Origin of the sequence: Burkholderia latens (assembly GCF_001718795.1) — a bacterium.
In the GTDB taxonomy this organism is placed as follows: domain Bacteria; phylum Pseudomonadota; class Gammaproteobacteria; order Burkholderiales; family Burkholderiaceae; genus Burkholderia; species Burkholderia latens_A.
This window is the reverse complement of the sequence record NZ_CP013437.1, coordinates 122860-142230: the sequence shown is the minus strand read 5'-3', so window position 1 is coordinate 142230 and position 19371 is coordinate 122860. Positions and strand designations below refer to the sequence as shown.

The following is a 19371-nucleotide window of genomic DNA, read 5'->3' as shown; positions in this document are numbered from 1 at the left end:
GCGCCGCACGACCCGAAAGTCGCGTCGTGCGGTTCCGGCGAGCCGTTCGCTACGACTCCTGCTTGCCGCCGTTGCCCGGCAGCACGGCCGACAGCACCTGTCGCGCGGTCTCGACGATCACGTTCGCTTCGCGCGCATCGCCCTTCAGCAGCGTTTCGGCGAAATGCTTCGCCTGCTGCAGCGTCACGTGCGGCGGCAGCGGCGGCACCTCCGGATCGCTCTTCACCTCGAGCACGACCGGGCGGTCCGACGCGAGCGCCTCGTCCCATGCGGCGCCGAGCTGCTCCGGATCGTCCACGTAGATACCCTTCAGCCCCAGCAGCGTCGCGAAGCGGTAGTACGGCACGTTCGGAATCTGCTGCGACGCGCCGAACTTCGGATCGCCCTCCATCACGCGCTGCTCCCACGTGACCTGGTTCAGATCCTCGTTGTTCAGCACCATGCAGATCCACCGCGGATCGGGCCATTGCCGCCAGTACTTCGCGACCGTGATCAGCTCGGCCATGTTGTTCATCTGCATCGCGCCGTCGCCGACCATCGCGATCACCGGGCGCACCGGATACGCGAACTTCGCGGCGATCGCGTACGGCACCGCCGCACCCATCGACGCGAGGCCGCCGGACAGCGAACCCATCATCCCGCGCCGCATCATCAGGTCGCGCGCGTACCAGTTTGCGCAGGATCCCGAATCGCTCGTCAGGATCACGTCGTCGGGCAGGCGCGGCGACAGCTCGGTGAACGCACGCTGCGGATTCACGCCGCGCCCCGCGCTGGCCTTTGCGGCCGCACGCGCGGCCAACGTGTCATGCCAGTCGGTGTTCCATTTTGCGATCTGGTCGCGCCATGCGGCGTCCTTGTGCTCGTTCAGCAGCGGCAGCAGCGCGCGCAGCGTCTCGGCGCTATCGCCGACGAGGTTCACCTCCATCGGATAGCGCAGGCTCAGCATGTCCGCCTTCAGGTCGATCTGCACGCCGCGCGCCTGGCCTTCCTTCGGCAGGAATTCGGAATACGGGAAGCCGGAGCCGACCACGAGCAGCGTGTCGCACTCGGTCATCAGTTCGTAGCTCGGCTTGGTGCCGAGCAGCCCGATCGAGCCGGTTACCCACGGCAGGTCGTCCGGCAACGCAGCCTTGCCGAGCAGCGCCTTCGCGGCGCCCGCGCCAAGCCGGTCGGCCACTGCGATCACTTCGTCCGTCGCGTGCAGCGCGCCCGCGCCGACCAGCATCGCGACCTTCTTGCCGGCATTCAGCACGTCGGCCGCGCGTTGCAGATCTTCCGCGTACGGCACGACTTTCGGCGCCGTGTAGCCGATGCCGGAATGGACGGTGCCGTGCGCGCGCTTCGGCGGCGCGTAGTCGAGCTCCTGCAGGTCGTTCGGCAGCACCAGCGCGGTGACCGTGCGCGCGCCGAGCGCGGTGCGCACCGCGCGATCGACCAGATGGCGCACCTGGGCTGGCACCACCGCGAGCTGGACGAATGCGCCCGCAACGTCCTTGAACAGCGCCGGCAGATCGACTTCCTGCTGATAGTGGCCGCCGAGCGCCGCGCGCGCCTGCTGGCCGACGATCGCGAGCACCGGCATGTGGTCGAGCCGCGCGTCGTAAAGGCCCGTCACGAGGTGCGCGGCGCCCGGGCCCGACGTCGCGACGCACACGCCGAGCTCGCCTGTAAATTTTGCATGCGCGGACGCCATGAAGGCTGCCATCTCCTCGTGTCGCGCCTGGATGAACTCGATCTTGCCCTCGGCGCGATTGAGTGCGCCGAAAAAGCCGTTGATGCCGTCGCCCGGGTAGCCGTAGATGCGGCGCACGCCCCAGTCGTACAGCCGTTCGACGATGAAATCCGCCACTGTTGCCATGCCGTTTCTCCTTGGTTCCGGATGAGCCGATGAGCCGCGCGCAGGTCGTTGCCGTGCGCGGCGCTGCCGGGGCGGCGCGCAAGGCGCATGCCGTGCAGATCGGGGCGGCGGTGACGGGAATGGGCGTTGCGCGCCGACGTTGCAAGCAGACAGCAAGGAATCCGGAGCGACGATGGCACTTTCCGCCGCGCCGGCGATCGACGACGTGCGCGCCCGCGCGTACCGCGTGCCGACCGACCGGCCCGAAGCCGATGGCACTTACGCATGGCACGCGACGACGATCGTCGTCGTCGGCATCGACGCGGGGCCGGTGACCGGCCTCGGCTATACGTACACCGACGCGAGCGCCGCGTCGCTCGTCACGTCCATGCTGGCGGACGTGCTGCGCAACCGGCCGCTCGCGGACATCCCGGCCGCCGTCGATGCGATGTGGCGCGCGGCGCGCAATATCGGGCGCGCCGGCATCGCGGCGACCGCGATCTCCGCACTCGACACCGCGCTGTGGGACGCGAAGGCCAAGCTCGCCGGCGTGCCGCTCGCGCTGCTGCTCGGCCGGATGCGCGAGCGCGTGCCGGTGTACGGCAGCGGCGGCTTCACGACCTACGACGATGCAACGCTCGCCGCGCAGTTCGACGGCTGGCGCGGCGAAGGCGTCCGTGCATGCAAGATGAAGATCGGCTTACACGATGCGTGCGATCCGTCGCGCGTGCGCGTCGCGCGCGACGCGCTCGGCCCCGACGTCGAGCTGTTCGTCGATGCAAACGGTGCGTATGCGCCGCGCACCGCGCTCGCGTTCGCGGAGTCGGTCGCCGATTGCGCGATTCGCTGGTTCGAAGAGCCGGTCAGCAGCGACGACGTCGAAGGGTTGCGGTTCGTGCGCGAACACGTTGGCGCGCGGGTGGACGTCGCCGCCGGCGAATACGCGTACACGCCCGACGATTTTCGGCGCCTGCTCGAACGCGGCGCGGTTGACGTGCTGCAGGCCGACGCGACGCGCTGCGGCGGCATCAGCGGGTTTCTCGCGGCGGCCGCGCTCGCCGATGCGCATCACGTCGACGTGTCCGCGCATTGCGCACCCGCGCTGCACCGGCACGTCGGTTGCGTCGCGCCGCGCATGCGCCACATCGAATGGTTCCACGATCACGTGCGGATCGAACGAATGATGTTCGACGGCGCACCGGTGATCGTCGACGGCGCGCTCGAGATCGACGCGGCGCGCCCTGGCCTCGGCCTCGAACTGCGCACCGCCGACGTCGCCGAGTTCGCAATGTGAATGCTCCCGGAAAATTCCGGCGTCACGGCGCGTCATCATCAACAAGGAGGACCGATGCGACACCCCCGACACCGCGCGGACGAGCACGACAGGTTGATGACCGATGCCGCGCGGCTGCTGAACCGCAGCGCGCTGCTGCTCGCCGGATCGGTGCTTGCCGACAGCGGCATCGAGCACTATCGCGGCACGTTCCACAATCGCGCGATGATCGCGCCGCTGGCCGCGTCGACGCTGTCGGTGCTCGCAAGCGTGCACGGTCACGCCGACGACACGCCCGAACGGCATCGTTTGCGCGACGCGGTGCACGTCGCGTCGGCGGCGGTCGGTCTCGCCGGGTCCGCGTTCCATCTGTACAACGTGACGAAGCGGCCGGGCCGGTTCAGCTGGCACAACCTGTTCTACGGGGCGCCGCTCGGCGCGCCGTTCGCGCTGCTGTTGTCGGGCCTGCTCGGCGCAACGGGCGAGCGGCTGCGCGCGCGTCCGGCCGACGCGCCGCGTCTCGCGGGCCTGCCTGCGGGCCGCGCGCTGGCCGGGCTGGTCGCGGCCGGGCTCGTCGGCACGTTCGGTGAAGTCGGGTTGCTGCATTTTCGCGGTGCGTTCCAGCATCGCGCGATGTTCGCGCCGCTCATCGTGCCGCCGATAGCCGCACTGAGCGCCGCGCGGATCGCGACGTCCCGCCCGTGCGGCGACCGGCGCTTCAGCCGCTGGTGGATGCGCGCGACGGCCTTGCTCGGCTTCGTCGGCGTCGCGTTCCATGCGCGCGGGGTCGCGCGGCAAATGGGCGGCTGGCGCAACTGGTCGCAGAACGTGTTGTCCGGGCCGCCGCTGCCGGCGCCGCCGAGCTTCACCGCACTCGCGATCGCCGGTCTCGCCGCGACCGCGCTCGCCGAACGGGAGGGACGATGAAGCGAGTCAGCGACGACGCGGTCGCGCTGCCGCGCTATTCCGGCTACGACGTGCTCGCGAAGCGCGACACGCCATCGTGGAACGACGCGACCCGTCGTGCGATCGACGCGCGGCTGCGGGTCGCCGCGACCGCGCCGCGCCATTTCGATGCCGAGCAGTACGCGACGCTCGGCGCGCTGTGCGACCGCATCGTCCCGCAGCGGGAGGGCGGCTCCGGTACGGTGCCCACCGCCGCACTGATCGACGCCCGGCTCGCGACCGACGAAGGCGACGGCTTTCGCGACGCGCGTCTGCCGCCGTTGCGTGTCGCGTGGCACACGGGCCTCGCCGCGCTCGACACGATGGCGCGCCACGCGTACGGCCTGCCGTTCGCGTCACTCGCCGCGAGCGACGCCGATGCATTGCTGCGCGCGGTCCAGCACGGGCAAGTCGACCGCGAGGTCGAAGCCGCATGGGCCGGCATGGACCCGCGGATGTTCTTCTCGAAACGCGTGCTGATGGACATTTGCGGCGCGTACTACAGCCACCCGTTCGCATGGAACGAGATCGGCTTCGGCGGCCCGGCGAGCCCGCGCGGCTACGTGCGGATGGATTTCAACCGGCGCGATCCGTGGGAAGCGAGGATGGACGGGGAGGGCGATCGCGATGGACGCTGATTCGCTGTACGCCGGCAAGCCGCGCGGTTGCGACGGCCGCGCGCCCGATCCGTTGCGCGTGGGCGGCTGGTCGCCGATGCGAATGTTCCGCGACGACGAGCCTGTCGACTTCGTGATCGTCGGCACCGGCGCGGGCGGCGGCACGCTCGCGTGCCGGCTTGCCGAGCATGGTTTTTCCGTCGTCGCGCTCGATGCGGGCGCGTGGTGGCGGCCTCTGGAGGAATTCGCCTCCGACGAATCGCACCAGCGCAAGCTGTTCTGGACCGACGAGCGGATCTGCGACGGCGCGAACCCGCTGACGCTCGGCACCAACAACAGCGGCCGCGCGATCGGCGGCAGCACCGTGCACTTCGCGATGGTGTCGCTGCGCTTTCGGCCCGAATGGTTCCGCTCGCGCACGCTGCTCGGCTATGGCGTCGACTGGCCGCTCGACTGGCGAGAGATGTGGCGCTACTACCGCGAAGTCGAGCAGGCGCTGAAGATCAGCGGGCCGGTGAACTATCCGTGGGGACCGCCGCGCCCGCGCTACCCGTACCGCGCCCATGAACTGAACGCGGCCGCGCTCGTGCTCGCGCGCGGCGCCGACGCGCTCGGCATCGGCTGGACGCCGACGCCGCTCGCAACGCTGTCCGCGCCGCGCGGCCGTGCGCATCCGTGCGTGTATCGCGGTTTCTGCATCGCCGGCTGCGCGACGAACGCGAAGCAGAGTGCGCTCGTCACGTGGATCCCGCGCGCGGTCGCAGCAGGCGCCGAAGTGCGGGATCTCGCGATGGCGCTGCGGATCGAAGCCGACGGCGATCGCGTGACCGGCGTCCACTACCGGCGCGACGGCCGCACGCAGTTCCAGCGCGCGCGCAACGTCGTCGTCGCCGGCTACGCGATCGAGACGCCGCGGTTGCTGCTCGTATCCGCGAACGGGCGTCATCCGCACGGGCTCGCAAACAGCTCGGGCCTCGTCGGCCGCTATCTGATGGCGCAGCTGAACCAGGCATCGTGGGGCACCATGGACGACGAGGTGCGCTGGTACAAGGGGCCGCCGTCACTGTCGCTCACCGAGCACTGGAACTACGCCGACGACGGCAAGGACTTCTTCGGCGGCTACTGCTGGATGAGCCAGGGCCCGCTACCGATCGAATGGGCGCGCAAGGTTGCCGCGCGCGGGCTGTGGGGCGACGCGCTGAAGCGCGAGATGGCGCGCTACAACTTCCAGGCGGGGCTGAAGATCGTCGGCGAGACGCTGCCGCGCGTGGACAACCGCGTAACGCTGGCGGACGAGCGCGACGCGTTCGGGCTGCCGGTCGCGCGCGTCACCTATTCGTACGACGACAACGATCGCCGGATGATCCGTCATGCGTTCGCGCAGATGGACCGGTCGCTCGAAGCCGCCGGGGCGCGCGACATCTGGCACGAGGAAGACGACACGTGCCACCTCGCGGGCACGGTGCGGATGGGCGACGATCCGGCGACGAGCGTCGTCGATGCCGACTGCCGCAGCTGGGACATTCCGAACCTGTGGGTCTGCGACGGCTCGGTGTTTCCGACGGTCGGCGGCGTCAACCCGTCGCTGACGATCCAGGCGATCGCGTGCCGCACGGCCGATCGCATCCGCGCGCTCGTCGCGCGCGGCGACGCGCATGCGCGCGCACGGTGGCGGTAGGCGCGGCGTGAGCGCCGCGGGCCGTGCGTGCTGTGCCGTCCCGCCCCTTCGACAACCCACCTCAAGGAGTTACGACATGCGTGTTCTCACCCGTCGCCCCGTGCATGCGGCCCGGTATTGCGCCGCGTGCGCACTGCTGGCCGCCGCCGTCGTCGCATCGCCGGCCCGGGCGCAACTGCGCCCGCCCGATCAAGCGGCCGTTTCCGAATCGTCGACGCACGCGTACAAGCGCGCCGATCGCAAGATGATGGACGCGATGGAGGGCGCGCCCTACACCGGCGACGCCGACCGCGATTTCGTCGCGCACATGGCGCCGCATCATCAGGGTGCGATCGACATGGCGCAGGTCGAGCTGAAATACGGCAAGGATCCGACGCTGCGCAAGCTTGCGACCCGCATCATCGCCGCGCAACGCGACGAGATCGCGCTGATGGAGCGCTGGCAGAAGGAACACGGCGCGACGCCCTGAGCGCGAACGCGTGGTGCGCGCGAGCCGCCGATTGCGAGCGCCGGTCGGCGGTGCGTGCCGATGCGGTATCGCGCTTGCGCGATCCTGCGCATCCGCCCGGGGAAGCACAGTACCGAAATCGACGCATGACCGTCGTCAAGGTCGAGTTCGCGTGCTGGCCGCACCGGGTATGCCGCGGCACGTCGCGCGGCAATTTCGGCTACGAGCGCCGGTGACGATGATGAACGGGGAGACGGCAGCATGGGACGTGAACGCGGCACACCGAAAGAGTCGATCGGCAGCATTGCCGACTACATCGGTGCGATCGGCGCGGCGAACGGCGCGACGGCGGCGCGGCTGTTCCGCGGGCAATGCAACGCGGGCTGGCCGCTCGTGCCGAGCATCGCGCGGCAATGCGCATCGCCCGACGTCGAAGCGAGAATGCTCGACGAATTCGTGCGGCGCGCGCTGCCGCATCTCGATCCTGCGCCGAACCTCGACGCGTGCGACTGGCTCGCGCTCGCGCAGCAGCACGGGATGCGCACACGGCTGCTCGACTGGTCGGGCAATGCGCTCGCCGCACTGTGGTTCGCGGTCAGGAGCGCGAACGGCACCGGCGGCGACGGTGCGGTGTGGTGCCTGTCGCACGATGCCGACGACATCGCGACGGCCGCCGAGCGGCGCGCGCCGCTTCGGATCACGCGCACCAAGGTGTTTCGCCCGCGCCATGTGATGCCGAGAATCACCGCGCAGGACGGCTGGTTCACGATTCATCGCTACGACGGCGCGCGTGGATTCGCGCCGCTCGACGAGGATCCGGATCTCGCCGGCCGCCTGACGCGCATCGTGGTGCCGGGCGAGCGCTTTGGCGCGATCCGGCGCGAACTGGCTGGCGTCGGCGTGAGCATCGGCACGATCTTTCCCGATCTCGACGGCATTGCGCAACTAACGGACATCCGCTTTTTCCCCGACGACGAAGACACGCACGCGCCGCAGTGAGGGCCGCGGGTTCGCTTGCGTGCTTGCAGTGGGGCGGGTGTCGACGTTGGTGGACGTTCGCTTGTGCGGCGCCGGCGCTCGCACGGCGTGCCACTGCGTGCGACGGCGGAATCGTTGGCGAGCGCACGTGCCCGTATGGCCGCCGGCCTGGCACGTCGTTGCAGCGCCAAGATCCGGGAGGGCGGGGCGATCCATGCGGGCCGTTTGACGGCGAGCGGACCGCCACCCGCCCGCGCGTATCGATGCAAGCCGGCGCGTTTCGCGTGCTTCCCCATGCAGCGTGTGAACCGCGAATTTTTCAAGCGCTTGTCATTTCGATTGCACGTTTCCGTGCGACACGCTTCGTCCGCCGCACGCCGGTGCCGCCGCCGCGGGCCGGTGCGGAGGAGGAACGGCCCGTGCTGCTGCGGATGACAAGCCCGGCGGTTCCGGGTATCGACTATGGTGCTCCCATGACTTCCAGAACTCGTTCGAACAACCCGCTGTTGAACCTGGCGGTGGCCGTCGCATGCGGCGCGGCGGCGATGTATTTCTTCGACCCGGCTTCGGGCAAGCGCCGGCGCGCGTACGTGCGTGACAAGGCGGTCGCAGGCCAACACAGCGTCGCCGACTACGCGACCACGCAAGCGAAGCGCGCGGCCGATCATGCGCGCGGTGCGATCGCGGGGCTGCGCGCGGACTGGCTCGCCGGCGACGCCAACGACGCGCAGGTCACCGAGCGCGTGCGGGCCGCGCTCGGCCATCTGGTTTCGCATCCGCGCGACGTCGACGTGACCGTCGAGCACGGTAACGTCCGCCTGAGCGGCCAGGTGGAAGAAGCGGAACGGCATGCGGTCGTCGACGGCGTGGCAGCGTTGCACGGCGTGAAGGCGGTCGAGGACGCAATGGGCGCGCGCAGCGAGTACAAGGCGCCGCCCGGCGGCCCGATGCATTGACGCCGGCGCGCGCGGCCGCGCACCGGCCGGCCTCGGCATGCTGCGGTGGCGCGGCGCGCCGAGCCGCGCCGCTGCGCCAGCTCATTTGTGCAGCTTCTCGCGCAGGCTGGACACGTCGTTCGCAGTAACCGGCAACGCATCGTTTCCCCACGCGCTGCGGATCCACGTGAGCGCGCCGGCGATCTGCGCGTCCGTCAGCACGCCGGCAAAGCCGGGCATCGATGTGCGGGGCGGCCCCGTCAGTGTGCGCGGCGCGTTGCCGCCTTCCACGAGCAGCCGGATCAGCGATGTCGTGTCGGCCGTCAGCACGGCCGGATTGCCGGCGAGCCGCGGGAACGCAGGCGGCGCGCCCATGCCGTCCGCGCCGTGGCAGCGCGCACAGGCCGAACGGTAGACGTTCGCGCCGGTCGATTGCGCATCGGGTACGCGATTGCCGTGCCGCACCGGCGTCGGTGTCGCGCCGGGCGTGTAGCCGCCGGTCGGCTGCCGCGCCGGCAGCGATTTCAGGAACACGGCAATCGCGCGTGCGTCGTCGTCGCTCAGATACTGCGTACCGTCCTCGACTTGCGCGACCATCGTGCCGAACGCGGAGAATCCCGCCGCGTGCCCGGTCTTCAGGAACGCCGCGATGTCGTCTGCGGACAAGCGGCCGAGCCCGGCGCCCGGGTCGCCGGTCAGGTTCGGCGCAAACCAGTGGTCGTTCGTGCCGCCGGTCAGCCAGCGCGACGACGATTCATCGTAGCCGCGCTCCTGGTACGCGGGTCCCCGCGGCGTGTGGCACGCGCCGCAATGGCCGAGAGATTGCACGAGATACGCACCGCGATTCCAGCGTGCATCGCGACCGGGACGCGGCGCGTACACGTGGCGCGGCGCGAACGCCCATTGCCAGAATACGAGCGTCCAGCGCTGGTTGAACGGGAACGCGACGTCGCTCGACGGCGACGGCCGTGCGACCGGCTTCACGCCTAGCATCATGTACGCGTAAAGCGCGCGAACGTCGTCGTCCGTCAGCTTCGAGAACGATGCGTACGGCATCGCCGGATAGAGTCGCTTGTTGCCGCGCGCGATGCCGCGCCGGAGCGCGCGGTCGAAATCCTTGAGCGTATAGCGGCCGATCCCGAACAGCGGATCGGGTGTGATGTTGGTCGTCATGATCGTGCCGAACGGCGAGCCGAGACCCTGGCCGCCGGCGTACGGGATGCCGCCGGCAGGCGCCGTGTGGCAACCGGCGCAGTCGCCGATGCGCGCGAGATACGCGCCGCGCTCGACGAGCGCCGGGTCGGGATCGACCGCGCGCGCCGGTTCCGCGATCGCGAGCACGGTCGCCGCGACCGCGACAGCAACAGCGACGCGCAGGCGAGCAGCGCGCATCATGGCGCCTCCGCGCGAAGGCCGGCCGGCCGCCGCAACCAGCGCGCGACGAGCGCGAGCGCGGCGGCGACGTATGCGAGCCCGGCCGGTACCCACATCACGAGGCCGCCGAGTTGCTGGTCTTCGAGCGGCGCGAGACCGAGCGCGGTGGTCGTTTCCGCGTACGGCAGGTACCAGAGCCCCGGCGACAGCGTGATCAGTGCGCCGAGCGCGGCCGTGTGGACCATCGTCGTGAACAGCGACAGCGCGGCCGACGCGCCGTGCGCTGGCCGCGCGGCATCGTCGAACACCGCGCGCCAGAACAGCAGCGCGCTGCCGAGGAAGCTCGCATGCTGAAGCGTATGAACGCCGGGCGCCGCGAGCGCCGCATCGAAGCAGCGCGGGATATGCCAGATCCACAGTGCGGCCGCATGCAGGAGCCATGCCGGTACCGGCGCCGTCGCGGCGCGCCACGACGTGCGCAGCCAGCGCGTGCGGGCAACCCGGGCCACACGGAACCGCGCGCTCGGCGGCAGCGCCCACAGCCACGTCGGCAGCGGGCGTCCGAGCACCGCCAGCGGCGCCGCGACGATCATCAGCAACTCGTGCTGCACCATGTGCGCGGAAAACAGCACGCCGCTCAGCGTGTCGAGCGGCGTGCACAGCGCGACGAACAGCGTCGCGAGGCCGACCGAGAAGGCGGCCGCGCGGCGCATCAGTTGCGTGCGTCCACGCCGGCTTTGCCGCGCGAGCCGCCGATATCCGAGCGCATAACCGACAGCGGCCGTCGCAAGCAGCGCGATGACGAACGGCTCGAACGGCCAGCCGAGCGCGTTCGTATCCACGCTGCCGGCCGCGATCACATGCGCGTGGGCGTCCAGCGTCTGCGCGCCCGCGATCAGCATCGCGCCGCGTACGAGCGCGGTGAAAGCCGTTGACCTGCGCGAACCCGGTGCCCTCATGATCGCGGCTCCCATCGTCATGACGCGCAGATCGGCACGATCCACGATGCAACGCAGAACGCCGCCAGCGCGAACGTCGACAACGCGCCGGCCCCCGCACCGACTTGCGCAAGCAATGCCCGGGGCGTGCCGCCGCCGGCCGCGCGGCGATGCGCGTGCGGCGTGCGCCACGCGAGCACCGCACACGTGCCGGTGGCCGCCGCGGCGACGGCCGTCAGCGCGAGTATCGGCAGCGTGCTGCGCCAGACGCAAGCCGGGTCGGCCATCGCATAGTCGACGGACAGTACGGCAAGCACCGCCGACGGCGCACCGAGTAGCGCGATCCAGATCCGCATCGGCATCTTCTTCATAGTCGCGGCACCAGGTAGACGGTCGCGTAGATCGGCAGCCAGCTCAGCACGACGAAATACCAGTAGAGCGCGTTCTCGCCGACGTTGCCGAAGCGTTTGCGTTCGAACGGCCCCGTAAACAGCAGCGCGGCAAGCACGGACGAATCGATCGCATCGGTGATCAGGTGCGTCGTATGCAGGCCCATCAGCAGCCACGCGACCGAGCCGTACGCATTCGTGTACCAGTCCACGTTCAGCGTGCCGAATTCGAATGCGCGCACGACGATGAATATCCACGCACCGGCAGCGCACACGGCGAGCCACGTGCGCGCGCCGACCAGATCGCCGCGCTCGGCCGCGCGCTGCGCGGCGAAGTTCGGCGCGAGGCTCGCGAGCATCAGCACGGTGTTCAGCGTGCCTGCCCACAGTGCGGGCGGCGGCGCGCCGAGCGGCCAGCTCGGCGCCAGGCTGCGCAGATAGAAATACGTCATCAGCGCGATCGCGAACACGGTGCCTTCGACCAGCATCAGGCCGCCCGTCGCCCACCATGTGATGCTGCGCGGCCCGTGCGCATAGGTCGGCAACGCGCTGACGTCGAGCGTGTCGGGCAGGCCGGCGCGCGTGCGCGTGTCGCTCATGGCCGCTGCTCCCGTTCCCGCGCAAGCGCCGTTTCGCGGCGCGTCGGCCAGAACCAGCCGATCAGCGCGGCGGTGACCGGCACCGCTCCCCACACGACCGCCCATGGCGTGAAGATCGAGCCGATGAACAGGATCGTCGTCGCGACCGCGCTCGCGAACGGCCACAGCGACGGGCCCGGAAACAGCGGACGCAGGTCCGGCGTCGCGTCGAGCGCGGTGGTCGTCAGCACTTCGCGGCGATCGGTGGCGAGCCCCGCCACGCAACGCGGTTCGCGCGCCGGTTCCCACAGCGGCTCCGGCCCGTGGACCACCGGCAGCGTGTCGAAATTGTGCGGCGGCGGCGGGCTCGGCGTCAGCCATTCGAGCGTGCCCGCGCCCCACGGATCGGCGCCGGCCGGCGCGCCGCGCGTGCGGCTGCGTACGACGTTGACGACGAACAGCAGCACGCTGAGCGCGATCGCCCATGCGCCGATGGTCGAGATCAGGTTCAGCCCGTCCCAGCCGCGGTGCGCCGGATAAGTCCAAACGCGGCGCGGCATGCCGTCGAGGCCGAGCACATGCATTGGAAAGAAAGTCAGGTTGAAGCCGATGAAGAACAGCCAGAACTGCACGCGGCCGAGCGTTTCGTCGAGCAGCCGCCCGGTCAGCTTGGGGAACCAGTAGTAGAACGCGCCGAACAGTGGAAACACCGCGCCGCCGAGCAGTACGTAGTGCAGGTGCGCGACGACGAAGTACGTATCGTGCACCTGCAGGTCGAGGGATACCGAGCCGAGCATCACGCCGGTCAGGCCGCCAAGCACGAGGATGAAGAAAAACGCGAGCACGAACAGCAGCGGGGTTTTCAGTCGCGGCCGGCCGAGCCACAGCGTCGCGAGCCAGCAGAAGATCTGGATTCCGGATGGAATCGCGATCGCGAGGCTTGCCGCGGTGAAGAAGCTTTTGCCGAGCGCAGGCAGGCTCGTCGCATACATGTGATGCACCCACAGGCCGAACGCGAGGAACGCGGTCGCGATCAGCGCTAGCACCATCGCCGGGTAGCCGAATATCGGCCGGCGCGCGAAGGTCGGCACGATCGTCGAGATGAAGCCGAGCGGCGGGATGAAGATCAGGTAGACCTCCGGATGCCCGAAGAACCAGAACAGGTGCTGCCACAGCAGCACGTCGCCGCCGCGCGCGGGATTGTAGAAATGGGTGCCGACGAGGCGATCGAGAATCAGCGCGGTGCTGGACAGCATGACGGCCGGCATCGCGAACAGCACCATGAATTGCGTGACGAGCGTGGCCCACACGAACAAGGGCATCCGGTCGAGCGACATGCCTGGCGCGCGCAGTTTCAGGATCGTCGTGATCAGCACCACTGCCTCGATCAGTGCCGACAGCTCGGAGAAGGTGATCATCTGCGCCCAGATGTCGGCGCCCTTGCCGGTCGAATAGTCGGGGCCGGCAAGCGGCACGTAGCTGAACCAGCCGGCGTCGGGCCGTGCGCCGAGCGCGAAGCCGACATACAGCGTGAGGCCGCCGAACAGGAAGACCCAGTACGCGTACGCATTCATCCGCGGAAACGCGACCGTGCGGGCGCCGATCATCAGCGGCACGATCCAGCCTGCGACCGCCTGCATCACCGGCACGGCGAACAGGAACATCATCGTCGTGCCGTGCATCGTGAAGAACTGGTCGTACGTGGCGGGGCCGAGCAGGCGATTGTCGGCGCTTGCGAGCTGCATGCGCATCGCGAGCGCAAACAGCCCGCCCAGCACGAAGAACGTGAAGGTCGTGATCACGAAGCGGCGTGCAATCGTCTTGTGATTGACCGCAGCCAGCATCCCGATGAAGCCGGGCCGGTCGCTCCATGTGCGCGCGAGCGCGTCGACGGCGGCCTGGCCGCCGGCCGGGCCGTCGAGCAGCGGCTGCGCGGAAGGCGGCGAACGATGCGCGCTCATCGCAGCGTCTCCAGCCACGCGATCACAGCCTGTTGCTCCATCGGGCTCAGCGTGCTCGGCGGCATCGTCGTGCCCGGTTTCAGCGCGCCGGGCGTACGCAACCATCTGGCCAGATGCGCGCGATCGTTCGGGAACGTGCCGCCCGCGAGCATCGAGCGGCTCATCACGTGCGTGAGGTCGGGGCCCAGCGTGCCGGATGCGGGCGTGCCGCGCACCGTGTGGCAAGTCGCGCATGCGCCGGCGACGAACACGCGCTGGCCGGCCTGCGCGAACGACGACGGCGCGTCGACGGCAGGCCGACGCTGCTGCGCGACCCACGCATCGAACTGCGCCTGCGGCTCGGCCACCACGACGAACGCCATCAACGCATGCTCGAGGCCGCAGTATTCCGCGCACTGCCCGCGATACCGGCCGGGCTTGTCGACGCGAAACGCGATCGTCGCGTCGCGGCCGGGGATCATGTCTTTCTTGCCGTGCAGGTTGGGCGCCCAGAACGTATGGATCACGTCGGCAGCCTTCAGCGACACGATCACCGCACGCCCGACCGGCACGTGCAGCTCGTTCGCCGTCGCGAAGCCGCCGTCGCCGCCTGCGCCGTCGGCGGGGTAGCGCACGTCCCACCACCACTGGTGGCCCGTCATCTCGATGCGCAGTGCGTCGGTCACCGGCAGCCGCGACAGCGCGCGGTCGGTCAGCACGTCCGCGACGATCAGGCCGGCCAGCACGACGACCGACGCCGCCGTCGCGGTCCGCGTTACGCGGCTCGCACGGCGCTCGCGGCGCGGATCGGGCGGCAGCGGCCGGTCGTCCTCCATCGGCGCCGCCGCGCCGGCCGGCGCGCGGCGCCACAGCGCAAGTGCGAGTGCCGCGAGCACGGCGGCGAACACGAGCGCACACACGAGCAGCGTCCAGTGCCACAGCGACGCGATCCGCACCGCCTGGATGCCTGCGGGGCGCAACGCGTTTTGGTCCGGCCATGCGGCGTGCGCGCACGACGTGGCCGCCAGCGTCGCGGCGGCGCACAGGCGGCGTGCGGCCGCGAGTTCACGCACGATGGCACGGCGGGGAGGTGACGCGGCACGGAGGACCATGGGGCGCAGGTATGGGGAGGACGGTGCGCTACAGCAATCCGCGTTCCCCGGCGGCGGGCCGCCGGCGCGCGTGCGACTGCGGCCGCATTCGGCCCCGACGCGCCGTAATTACAAAATCCGCGCCGCTTCGCCATGCCGATGCGCGCGAGTCCGGGGCAATGCGGGCTCGGACGGCCGGGCACGCGCGATGCGCCGGGCGACCGGCAATGCCCACCGTTCCTGCCAGAGACTCCCATGGCCGACTCCCGAACCTGTTCGATCAAGTTCGACGGCGCCACGCTGCGTGGCGACGCCGATCAGCCGCTGCTGGATTTCCTCGCCGAGCACGACGTGTCGCTGCCGCACGTGTGCTACCACCGCGCGCTCGGCGCGTTGCAGACCTGCGACGTCTGCTGGGTCGAAACCGGGGACGGCGAGCTGGCACGCGCATGCGCGCTGCGCAGCGCCGATGGGCTCGCGGTCGTAAGCCGGTCCGAGCGGGCGCGGCGCGCGCGCGAGGAAGGGATGGACCGGCTGCTCGCGAAGCACGAGTTGTACTGCAGCGTCTGCGAACACAACACGGGCGATTGCACGCTCCACAACACGTTCGCCGACATGCATCTGCCGATCCAGCGCTATGCGTATCAGCGCAAGCCGTACGCGAAGGACGAATCCAACCCGTTCTACACGTACGACCCGGACCAGTGCATCCTGTGCGGGCGGTGTGTCGAGGCGTGCCAGAACGTCGAGGTAAACGAGACGTTGAGCATCGATTTCTCGATGGAGCATCCGCGCGTGCTGTGGGACAGCGGCAGCGCGATCGGCGAATCGAGTTGCGTGAGCTGCGGGCATTGCGTCACGGTGTGCCCGTGCAACGCACTGCTCGAGAAATCGATGCAGCCCGATGCGGGCCCGTTTACCGCGATGCCGGAAACGGTCAAGCGACCGCTTATCGATTTCGTGAAGGTGCTTGAGCGCACGATCGGTGCGCCGCCGGTCACCGGCGTGTCGAAGGTGGACATCGCGTTGCGCCAGGCCGAAATCAGGCGCACCAAGACCGTCTGCACGTATTGCGGCGTCGGTTGCGCATTCGAGATGTGGACACGCGACCGGCACGTGCTGAAGGTGCAGCCCGTCGTCGACGCGCCGGCCAACGGCATCTCGACCTGCGTGAAGGGCCGCTTCGGCTGGGATTTCGTCAACGATCCAAAGCGGCTCACGACGCCGCTCGTGCGCGAGCATGGCCGCTTTCACGAAGTGTCGTGGGACGAGGCGCTCGACGTCGTCGCGCGACGGCTGCTGGAAATCCGCGCCGCACACGGCCCCGACAGCATCGGCTTCATCGGGTCGAGCAAGGCGAGCAACGAAGAGGCGTATCTGACGCAGAAGATCGCGCGGCTCGTGATCGGCACCAACAGCGTCGACAATTCGTCGCGCTACTGCCAGAACCCGGCGACGATGGGGCTGTTCCGCACGGTCGGCTACGGCGGCGACGCAGGCACGATCGCCGATCTCGCGGCGGCCGACCTGATCGTGATCGTCGGCAGCAATACCGCGGAATGTCACCCGGTGATCGCGTCGCGCCTGAAAGCCGCGCGCAAGCTGCGCGGCCAGCGGCTGATCGTCGTCGATCCGCGCCGCCACGAGATGGCGGAGCGCGCCGATCTGCACTTGCGCCCGCGCACCGGCACGGATCTCGTATGGGCGTCGGCATTCGCGCGCTACGCGTTCGACCACGGGCTCGCCGATACCGATTTCCTTGCCGCGCGGGTCAACGGCGTGGACGACTACCGCGCGTCGCTGGAACCGTTCACGATGGAATTCGCCGCGCAAACGACCGGCATCGCGCGCGAGCAGCTCGTCGAAGCGGCCGACATGATCGGGCGCTCGCCGAGCGTCTGCATCGTCTGGGCAATGGGCATCACGCAGCACAGTCACGGCGCCGACGCGAGCACGGCGCTGTCGAACCTGCTGCTCGTGACCGGCAACTACGGCCGGCCGGGCACCGGCGGCTATCCGATGCGCGGCCACAACAATGTGCAGGGCGCGAGCGACTTCGGCTGCCTGAAGAACGTCTATCCGGGATACGAGAAGGTCACCGACGACGCGGTGCGGGACAAATGGGCGCGCGCGTGGGGTGTCGAGCCGGGGGCGCTGTCGTCGACGATCGGCGAGGACAATTTCATGATGGTCGAGCAGGCCGCGCAAGGGCGCCTGAAGGCGATGATGGTGATCGGCGAGGAAACGGCGTTCTCGGACGCCGATTCCGAGAACGTACACCGCGCGTTCTCGCAGCTCGACTTCTTCGTGGTGCAGGACATTTTCATGAGCCGCACCGCCGAATTCGCGGACGTCGTGCTCCCCGGCTGCCCGAGCGTCGAAAAGGACGGCACGTTCGTCAATACCGAACGGAGAATCCAGCGCTTTTACGAGGTGATGCCGCCGCTCGGCAACAGCCGTCCCGACTGGCGCATCCTGACCGATCTCGCGGCGCGGATGGGCCATGACTGGGGTTACACGCATCCGTCGCAGATCATGGACGAGGTAGCCGGCATTGCCGAGATGTTCGCCGGCGTCAGCTATGCGCGCCTAGAAGGCTGGCAGTCGCTCGTGTGGCCGGTGCGCGCCGACGGCACGGACACGCCGTTGCTTTATACGGAGCGTTTCCACACGGAGGACGGCCGCGCGAAACTGCATCCGGTCAAATGGCAGCCTCCCGCCGAGGACGCCGACGACGAATACGACCTGCTCGCAGACAACGGACGGATGCTCGAACATTTCCAGTCGACGAACCAGAGCGGCCGCGGCGGACGGCTGTGGGGGCTGTCGCCCGAATGGTTCGTGGAGGTGAGCCGCGAGGTCGCGGCCGCGCGCGGAATCGAGGACGGCACGTGGGTGCGCCTCACGTCGCGGCGCGGCTCGGCCGAGATGATCGCGCTCGTCACCGATCGCGTGCGCGGCAACACGCTGTTTCTGCCGATTCACCAGGGCAAGCCCGGCGCGAACGAGCTGACGGGAGAACACCACGATCCCGACGTCAACACGCCCGCGTACAAGGAGCTCGCCGTGCGGCTCGACGTGCTGCCGCGTCCGCGCGACGCACGGCCGTTGCCGGCCGGCAATTTCCGCTACGGCGCACGCACGCCGAACGCGGGCATCGACGCCGCGGCCAAATGGTCGCGACCCGACTACGTTGCGCCGCCCGACGCGGCGCCTCATCCGGAGAAAAGCTGATGGCCGAACGCCTGCCCCACGATGTGACGCCTCCCCAGACGGAGCCCGATGCGCACGATGCGCTCGAACGCCTGCTCGGCAGCCTGCACCGGCACGGCTTCCTGCGCTTCGCGAACGATGTCGTGAGCGCGAACGCACGTATCGCCGAAGTGCTGGTCGGCGCGCTCGACAAACCGGGCACACAGACCGGCGTGCAGAACCTCGCGATGCTGGTGATGGCGCTGTCGAGCATCCCGCCCGAGCAGTTCGGCAAGACGATGTTCGCGGCCGCAGACGCGCTGCGTCACGTCGGCGCGTGGAAACCGTCCGAGCACGAGCATGCGGCGCCCGGCGTGCGCGGCGTGTACCGGCTGCTGCACGACGAAGCGCTGTGGGATGCGCTGACGCCGCTGCTCGAAGGGCTGAAGGTATTCGCTCAGGGCCTCGCGCGCGAACCCGAGGCGCCGATCACGACGCTCAGCGGGAAGCCGACGGACGCGTGACCGCGTCGGCGCCGCGCGCGGCCTGCGCGCGGATCAGGTTCGAGATCGTCTGCACGATGCGCTGCGTCGGCGCGCTCGCCGGCCAGCGCCGCACTGCATCGAGATGAACCCAGCGGCACAGCGCGATCTCGCGGCCCGGACACGCATGCTGGTCGGGTGGCAGCCTCGCGACGAATACGTGATGACGCTTCACGCTGCCGTCGACGTAGAAGAAATAAGCGAGTTCGAGATCGACGAGCCCGGTTTCCTCCTGCAGTTCGCGATGTGCGGCGTCGAGCGCCGACTCGCCGCGCCGGATCACGCCGCCCGGAAGCGTCCAGCGCGACGACGGCCGGCGTGCGACAAGCAGCACGCGGTTGTTGCGGTGACAGACGATCGTCGCGCGTTCCTTCACCAGCGGTGCCAGCGGCACCGCGCGAACGGGGAAGTCGGATGGATCGGGTAGTGTCATGCCGGGTAGGCGGCGGAGCAGGGCGAGGTCCATGACGACATACAGCAACCGGTGTGCCCGCGCGCATCGCGGTCGCGCAGCCGGCCAGCCGCCGGGCCATGCGCTGGCGCATCGGCTGCCGGCAGCAGCGGCGTTGCCGCGGTGCGTCGGAACGGGCGGTGACGCGTTGGCGGGCTGCGGCGC

At 69.7% G+C, this 19371-nt stretch carries 17 protein-coding genes; 9 read left to right on the top strand and 8 right to left on the bottom strand.

The window, feature by feature from the left end; all coding sequences use genetic code 11:
- Positions 1-49 precede the first annotated feature (49 nt).
- The gene (locus tag WK25_RS16280) at positions 50-1858 is read right to left on the bottom strand and encodes a thiamine pyrophosphate-requiring protein (RefSeq protein ID WP_059545853.1); all 1809 of its coding nucleotides are present in this window, start codon (positions 1856-1858) and stop codon (positions 50-52) included.
- Between the two features lie 172 nt (positions 1859-2030).
- Between WK25_RS16280 and WK25_RS16275 the strand changes: the two genes are divergently transcribed.
- The 7 genes from WK25_RS16275 (at position 2031) to WK25_RS16245 (ending at position 8732) form a co-directional block, all read left to right on the top strand.
- On the top strand, positions 2031-3131 hold the full coding sequence (locus WK25_RS16275; RefSeq protein ID WP_069242107.1) for an enolase C-terminal domain-like protein: 1101 nt from the start codon (positions 2031-2033) through the stop codon (positions 3129-3131).
- A 54-nt stretch (positions 3132-3185) separates the two neighbouring features.
- Positions 3186-4037, top strand: coding sequence for a hypothetical protein (locus tag WK25_RS16270; RefSeq protein ID WP_069242106.1), 852 nt, complete (start codon positions 3186-3188; stop codon positions 4035-4037).
- Positions 4034-4693 (top strand): gluconate 2-dehydrogenase subunit 3 family protein, encoded by a 660-nt coding sequence (locus WK25_RS16265; RefSeq protein ID WP_069242105.1) that lies wholly within the window; start codon positions 4034-4036, stop codon positions 4691-4693. Before WK25_RS16270 ends, WK25_RS16265 begins: the two co-directional genes overlap by 4 nt.
- Positions 4683-6350: a GMC family oxidoreductase gene (locus WK25_RS16260; RefSeq protein WP_069242104.1), complete on the top strand. Its 1668-nt coding sequence runs from the start codon at positions 4683-4685 to the stop codon at positions 6348-6350. The genes WK25_RS16265 and WK25_RS16260 overlap by 11 nt, the downstream gene beginning before the upstream one ends.
- A gap of 76 nt (positions 6351-6426) precedes the next feature.
- A complete protein-coding gene (locus tag WK25_RS16255; protein WP_038570269.1) occupies positions 6427-6819 on the top strand; it encodes a DUF305 domain-containing protein in 393 nt (130 codons plus the stop codon).
- A gap of 240 nt (positions 6820-7059) precedes the next feature.
- Positions 7060-7797, top strand: a complete 738-nt coding sequence (locus WK25_RS16250) for an FRG domain-containing protein (protein ID WP_069242103.1) — start codon at positions 7060-7062, stop codon at positions 7795-7797.
- Positions 7798-8249: 452 nt separating this feature from the next.
- Positions 8250-8732: a BON domain-containing protein gene (locus WK25_RS16245; protein WP_038572098.1), complete on the top strand. Its 483-nt coding sequence runs from the start codon at positions 8250-8252 to the stop codon at positions 8730-8732.
- Between the two features lie 81 nt (positions 8733-8813).
- On the opposite strand, the gene WK25_RS16240 is transcribed toward WK25_RS16245, so the two are convergent.
- Genes WK25_RS16240 through coxB form a run of 6 tightly spaced genes read right to left on the bottom strand, consistent with a single transcriptional unit; the run spans position 8814 to position 15042 of the window.
- Positions 8814-10106 (bottom strand): cytochrome c, encoded by a 1293-nt coding sequence (locus WK25_RS16240; RefSeq protein ID WP_069242102.1) that lies wholly within the window; start codon positions 10104-10106, stop codon positions 8814-8816.
- The gene (locus WK25_RS31930) at positions 10103-11065 is read right to left on the bottom strand and encodes a cytochrome c oxidase assembly protein (protein ID WP_226209012.1); all 963 of its coding nucleotides are present in this window, start codon (positions 11063-11065) and stop codon (positions 10103-10105) included. Before WK25_RS31930 ends, WK25_RS16240 begins: the two co-directional genes overlap by 4 nt.
- A complete protein-coding gene (locus WK25_RS16230) occupies positions 11062-11394 on the bottom strand; it encodes a hypothetical protein (protein WP_038570260.1) in 333 nt (110 codons plus the stop codon). Before WK25_RS16230 ends, WK25_RS31930 begins: the two co-directional genes overlap by 4 nt.
- Positions 11391-12011, bottom strand: coding sequence for a cytochrome c oxidase subunit 3 (locus WK25_RS16225; protein ID WP_059545841.1), 621 nt, complete (start codon positions 12009-12011; stop codon positions 11391-11393). Before WK25_RS16225 ends, WK25_RS16230 begins: the two co-directional genes overlap by 4 nt.
- Positions 12008-13951: a cytochrome c oxidase subunit I gene (gene ctaD / locus WK25_RS16220; RefSeq protein ID WP_059545839.1), complete on the bottom strand. Its 1944-nt coding sequence runs from the start codon at positions 13949-13951 to the stop codon at positions 12008-12010. Before ctaD ends, WK25_RS16225 begins: the two co-directional genes overlap by 4 nt.
- On the bottom strand, positions 13948-15042 hold the full coding sequence (coxB, locus tag WK25_RS16215; protein ID WP_083253034.1) for a cytochrome c oxidase subunit II: 1095 nt from the start codon (positions 15040-15042) through the stop codon (positions 13948-13950). The genes ctaD and coxB overlap by 4 nt, the downstream gene beginning before the upstream one ends.
- A 234-nt stretch (positions 15043-15276) precedes the next feature.
- Here coxB and fdhF point away from each other — a divergent pair, with 234 nt between their 5' ends.
- A complete protein-coding gene (gene fdhF, locus WK25_RS16210; protein WP_069242101.1) occupies positions 15277-18255 on the top strand; it encodes a formate dehydrogenase subunit alpha in 2979 nt (992 codons plus the stop codon).
- Positions 18255-18737 carry a hypothetical protein gene (locus tag WK25_RS16205; RefSeq protein ID WP_069242100.1) on the top strand — a complete coding sequence of 161 codons (483 nt, stop codon included), beginning with the start codon at positions 18255-18257 and terminating at the stop codon, positions 18735-18737. The genes fdhF and WK25_RS16205 overlap by 1 nt, the downstream gene beginning before the upstream one ends.
- Here the strand turns inward: WK25_RS16205 and WK25_RS16200 are convergent.
- Positions 18712-19188 (bottom strand): NUDIX hydrolase, encoded by a 477-nt coding sequence (locus tag WK25_RS16200; protein WP_069242429.1) that lies wholly within the window; start codon positions 19186-19188, stop codon positions 18712-18714. The genes WK25_RS16205 and WK25_RS16200 overlap by 26 nt on opposite strands.
- Positions 19189-19371 lie beyond the last annotated feature (183 nt).

Coding starts and splice junctions, on each gene's coding strand:
- WK25_RS16225 (WP_059545841.1), bottom strand. CDS start 12,011: ATGAGCGACACGCGCACGCGCGCCGGCCTGCCCGACACGCTCGACGTC.
- WK25_RS16270 (WP_069242106.1), top strand. CDS start 3,186: ATGCGACACCCCCGACACCGCGCGGACGAGCACGACAGGTTGATGACC.
- WK25_RS16245 (WP_038572098.1), top strand. CDS start 8,250: ATGACTTCCAGAACTCGTTCGAACAACCCGCTGTTGAACCTGGCGGTG.
- WK25_RS16280 (WP_059545853.1), bottom strand. CDS start 1,858: ATGGCAACAGTGGCGGATTTCATCGTCGAACGGCTGTACGACTGGGGC.
- ctaD (WP_059545839.1), bottom strand. CDS start 13,951: ATGAGCGCGCATCGTTCGCCGCCTTCCGCGCAGCCGCTGCTCGACGGC.
- WK25_RS16255 (WP_038570269.1), top strand. CDS start 6,427: ATGCGTGTTCTCACCCGTCGCCCCGTGCATGCGGCCCGGTATTGCGCC.
- WK25_RS16200 (WP_069242429.1), bottom strand. CDS start 19,188: ATGACACTACCCGATCCATCCGACTTCCCCGTTCGCGCGGTGCCGCTG.
- WK25_RS16260 (WP_069242104.1), top strand. CDS start 4,683: ATGGACGCTGATTCGCTGTACGCCGGCAAGCCGCGCGGTTGCGACGGC.
- WK25_RS16250 (WP_069242103.1), top strand. CDS start 7,060: ATGGGACGTGAACGCGGCACACCGAAAGAGTCGATCGGCAGCATTGCC.
- WK25_RS16275 (WP_069242107.1), top strand. CDS start 2,031: ATGGCACTTTCCGCCGCGCCGGCGATCGACGACGTGCGCGCCCGCGCG.
- fdhF (WP_069242101.1), top strand. CDS start 15,277: ATGGCCGACTCCCGAACCTGTTCGATCAAGTTCGACGGCGCCACGCTG.
- WK25_RS16240 (WP_069242102.1), bottom strand. CDS start 10,106: ATGATGCGCGCTGCTCGCCTGCGCGTCGCTGTTGCTGTCGCGGTCGCG.
- WK25_RS16265 (WP_069242105.1), top strand. CDS start 4,034: ATGAAGCGAGTCAGCGACGACGCGGTCGCGCTGCCGCGCTATTCCGGC.
- WK25_RS16205 (WP_069242100.1), top strand. CDS start 18,255: ATGGCCGAACGCCTGCCCCACGATGTGACGCCTCCCCAGACGGAGCCC.
- coxB (WP_083253034.1), bottom strand. CDS start 15,042: ATGGTCCTCCGTGCCGCGTCACCTCCCCGCCGTGCCATCGTGCGTGAA.
- WK25_RS16230 (WP_038570260.1), bottom strand. CDS start 11,394: ATGAAGAAGATGCCGATGCGGATCTGGATCGCGCTACTCGGTGCGCCG.
- WK25_RS31930 (WP_226209012.1), bottom strand. CDS start 11,065: ATGACGATGGGAGCCGCGATCATGAGGGCACCGGGTTCGCGCAGGTCA.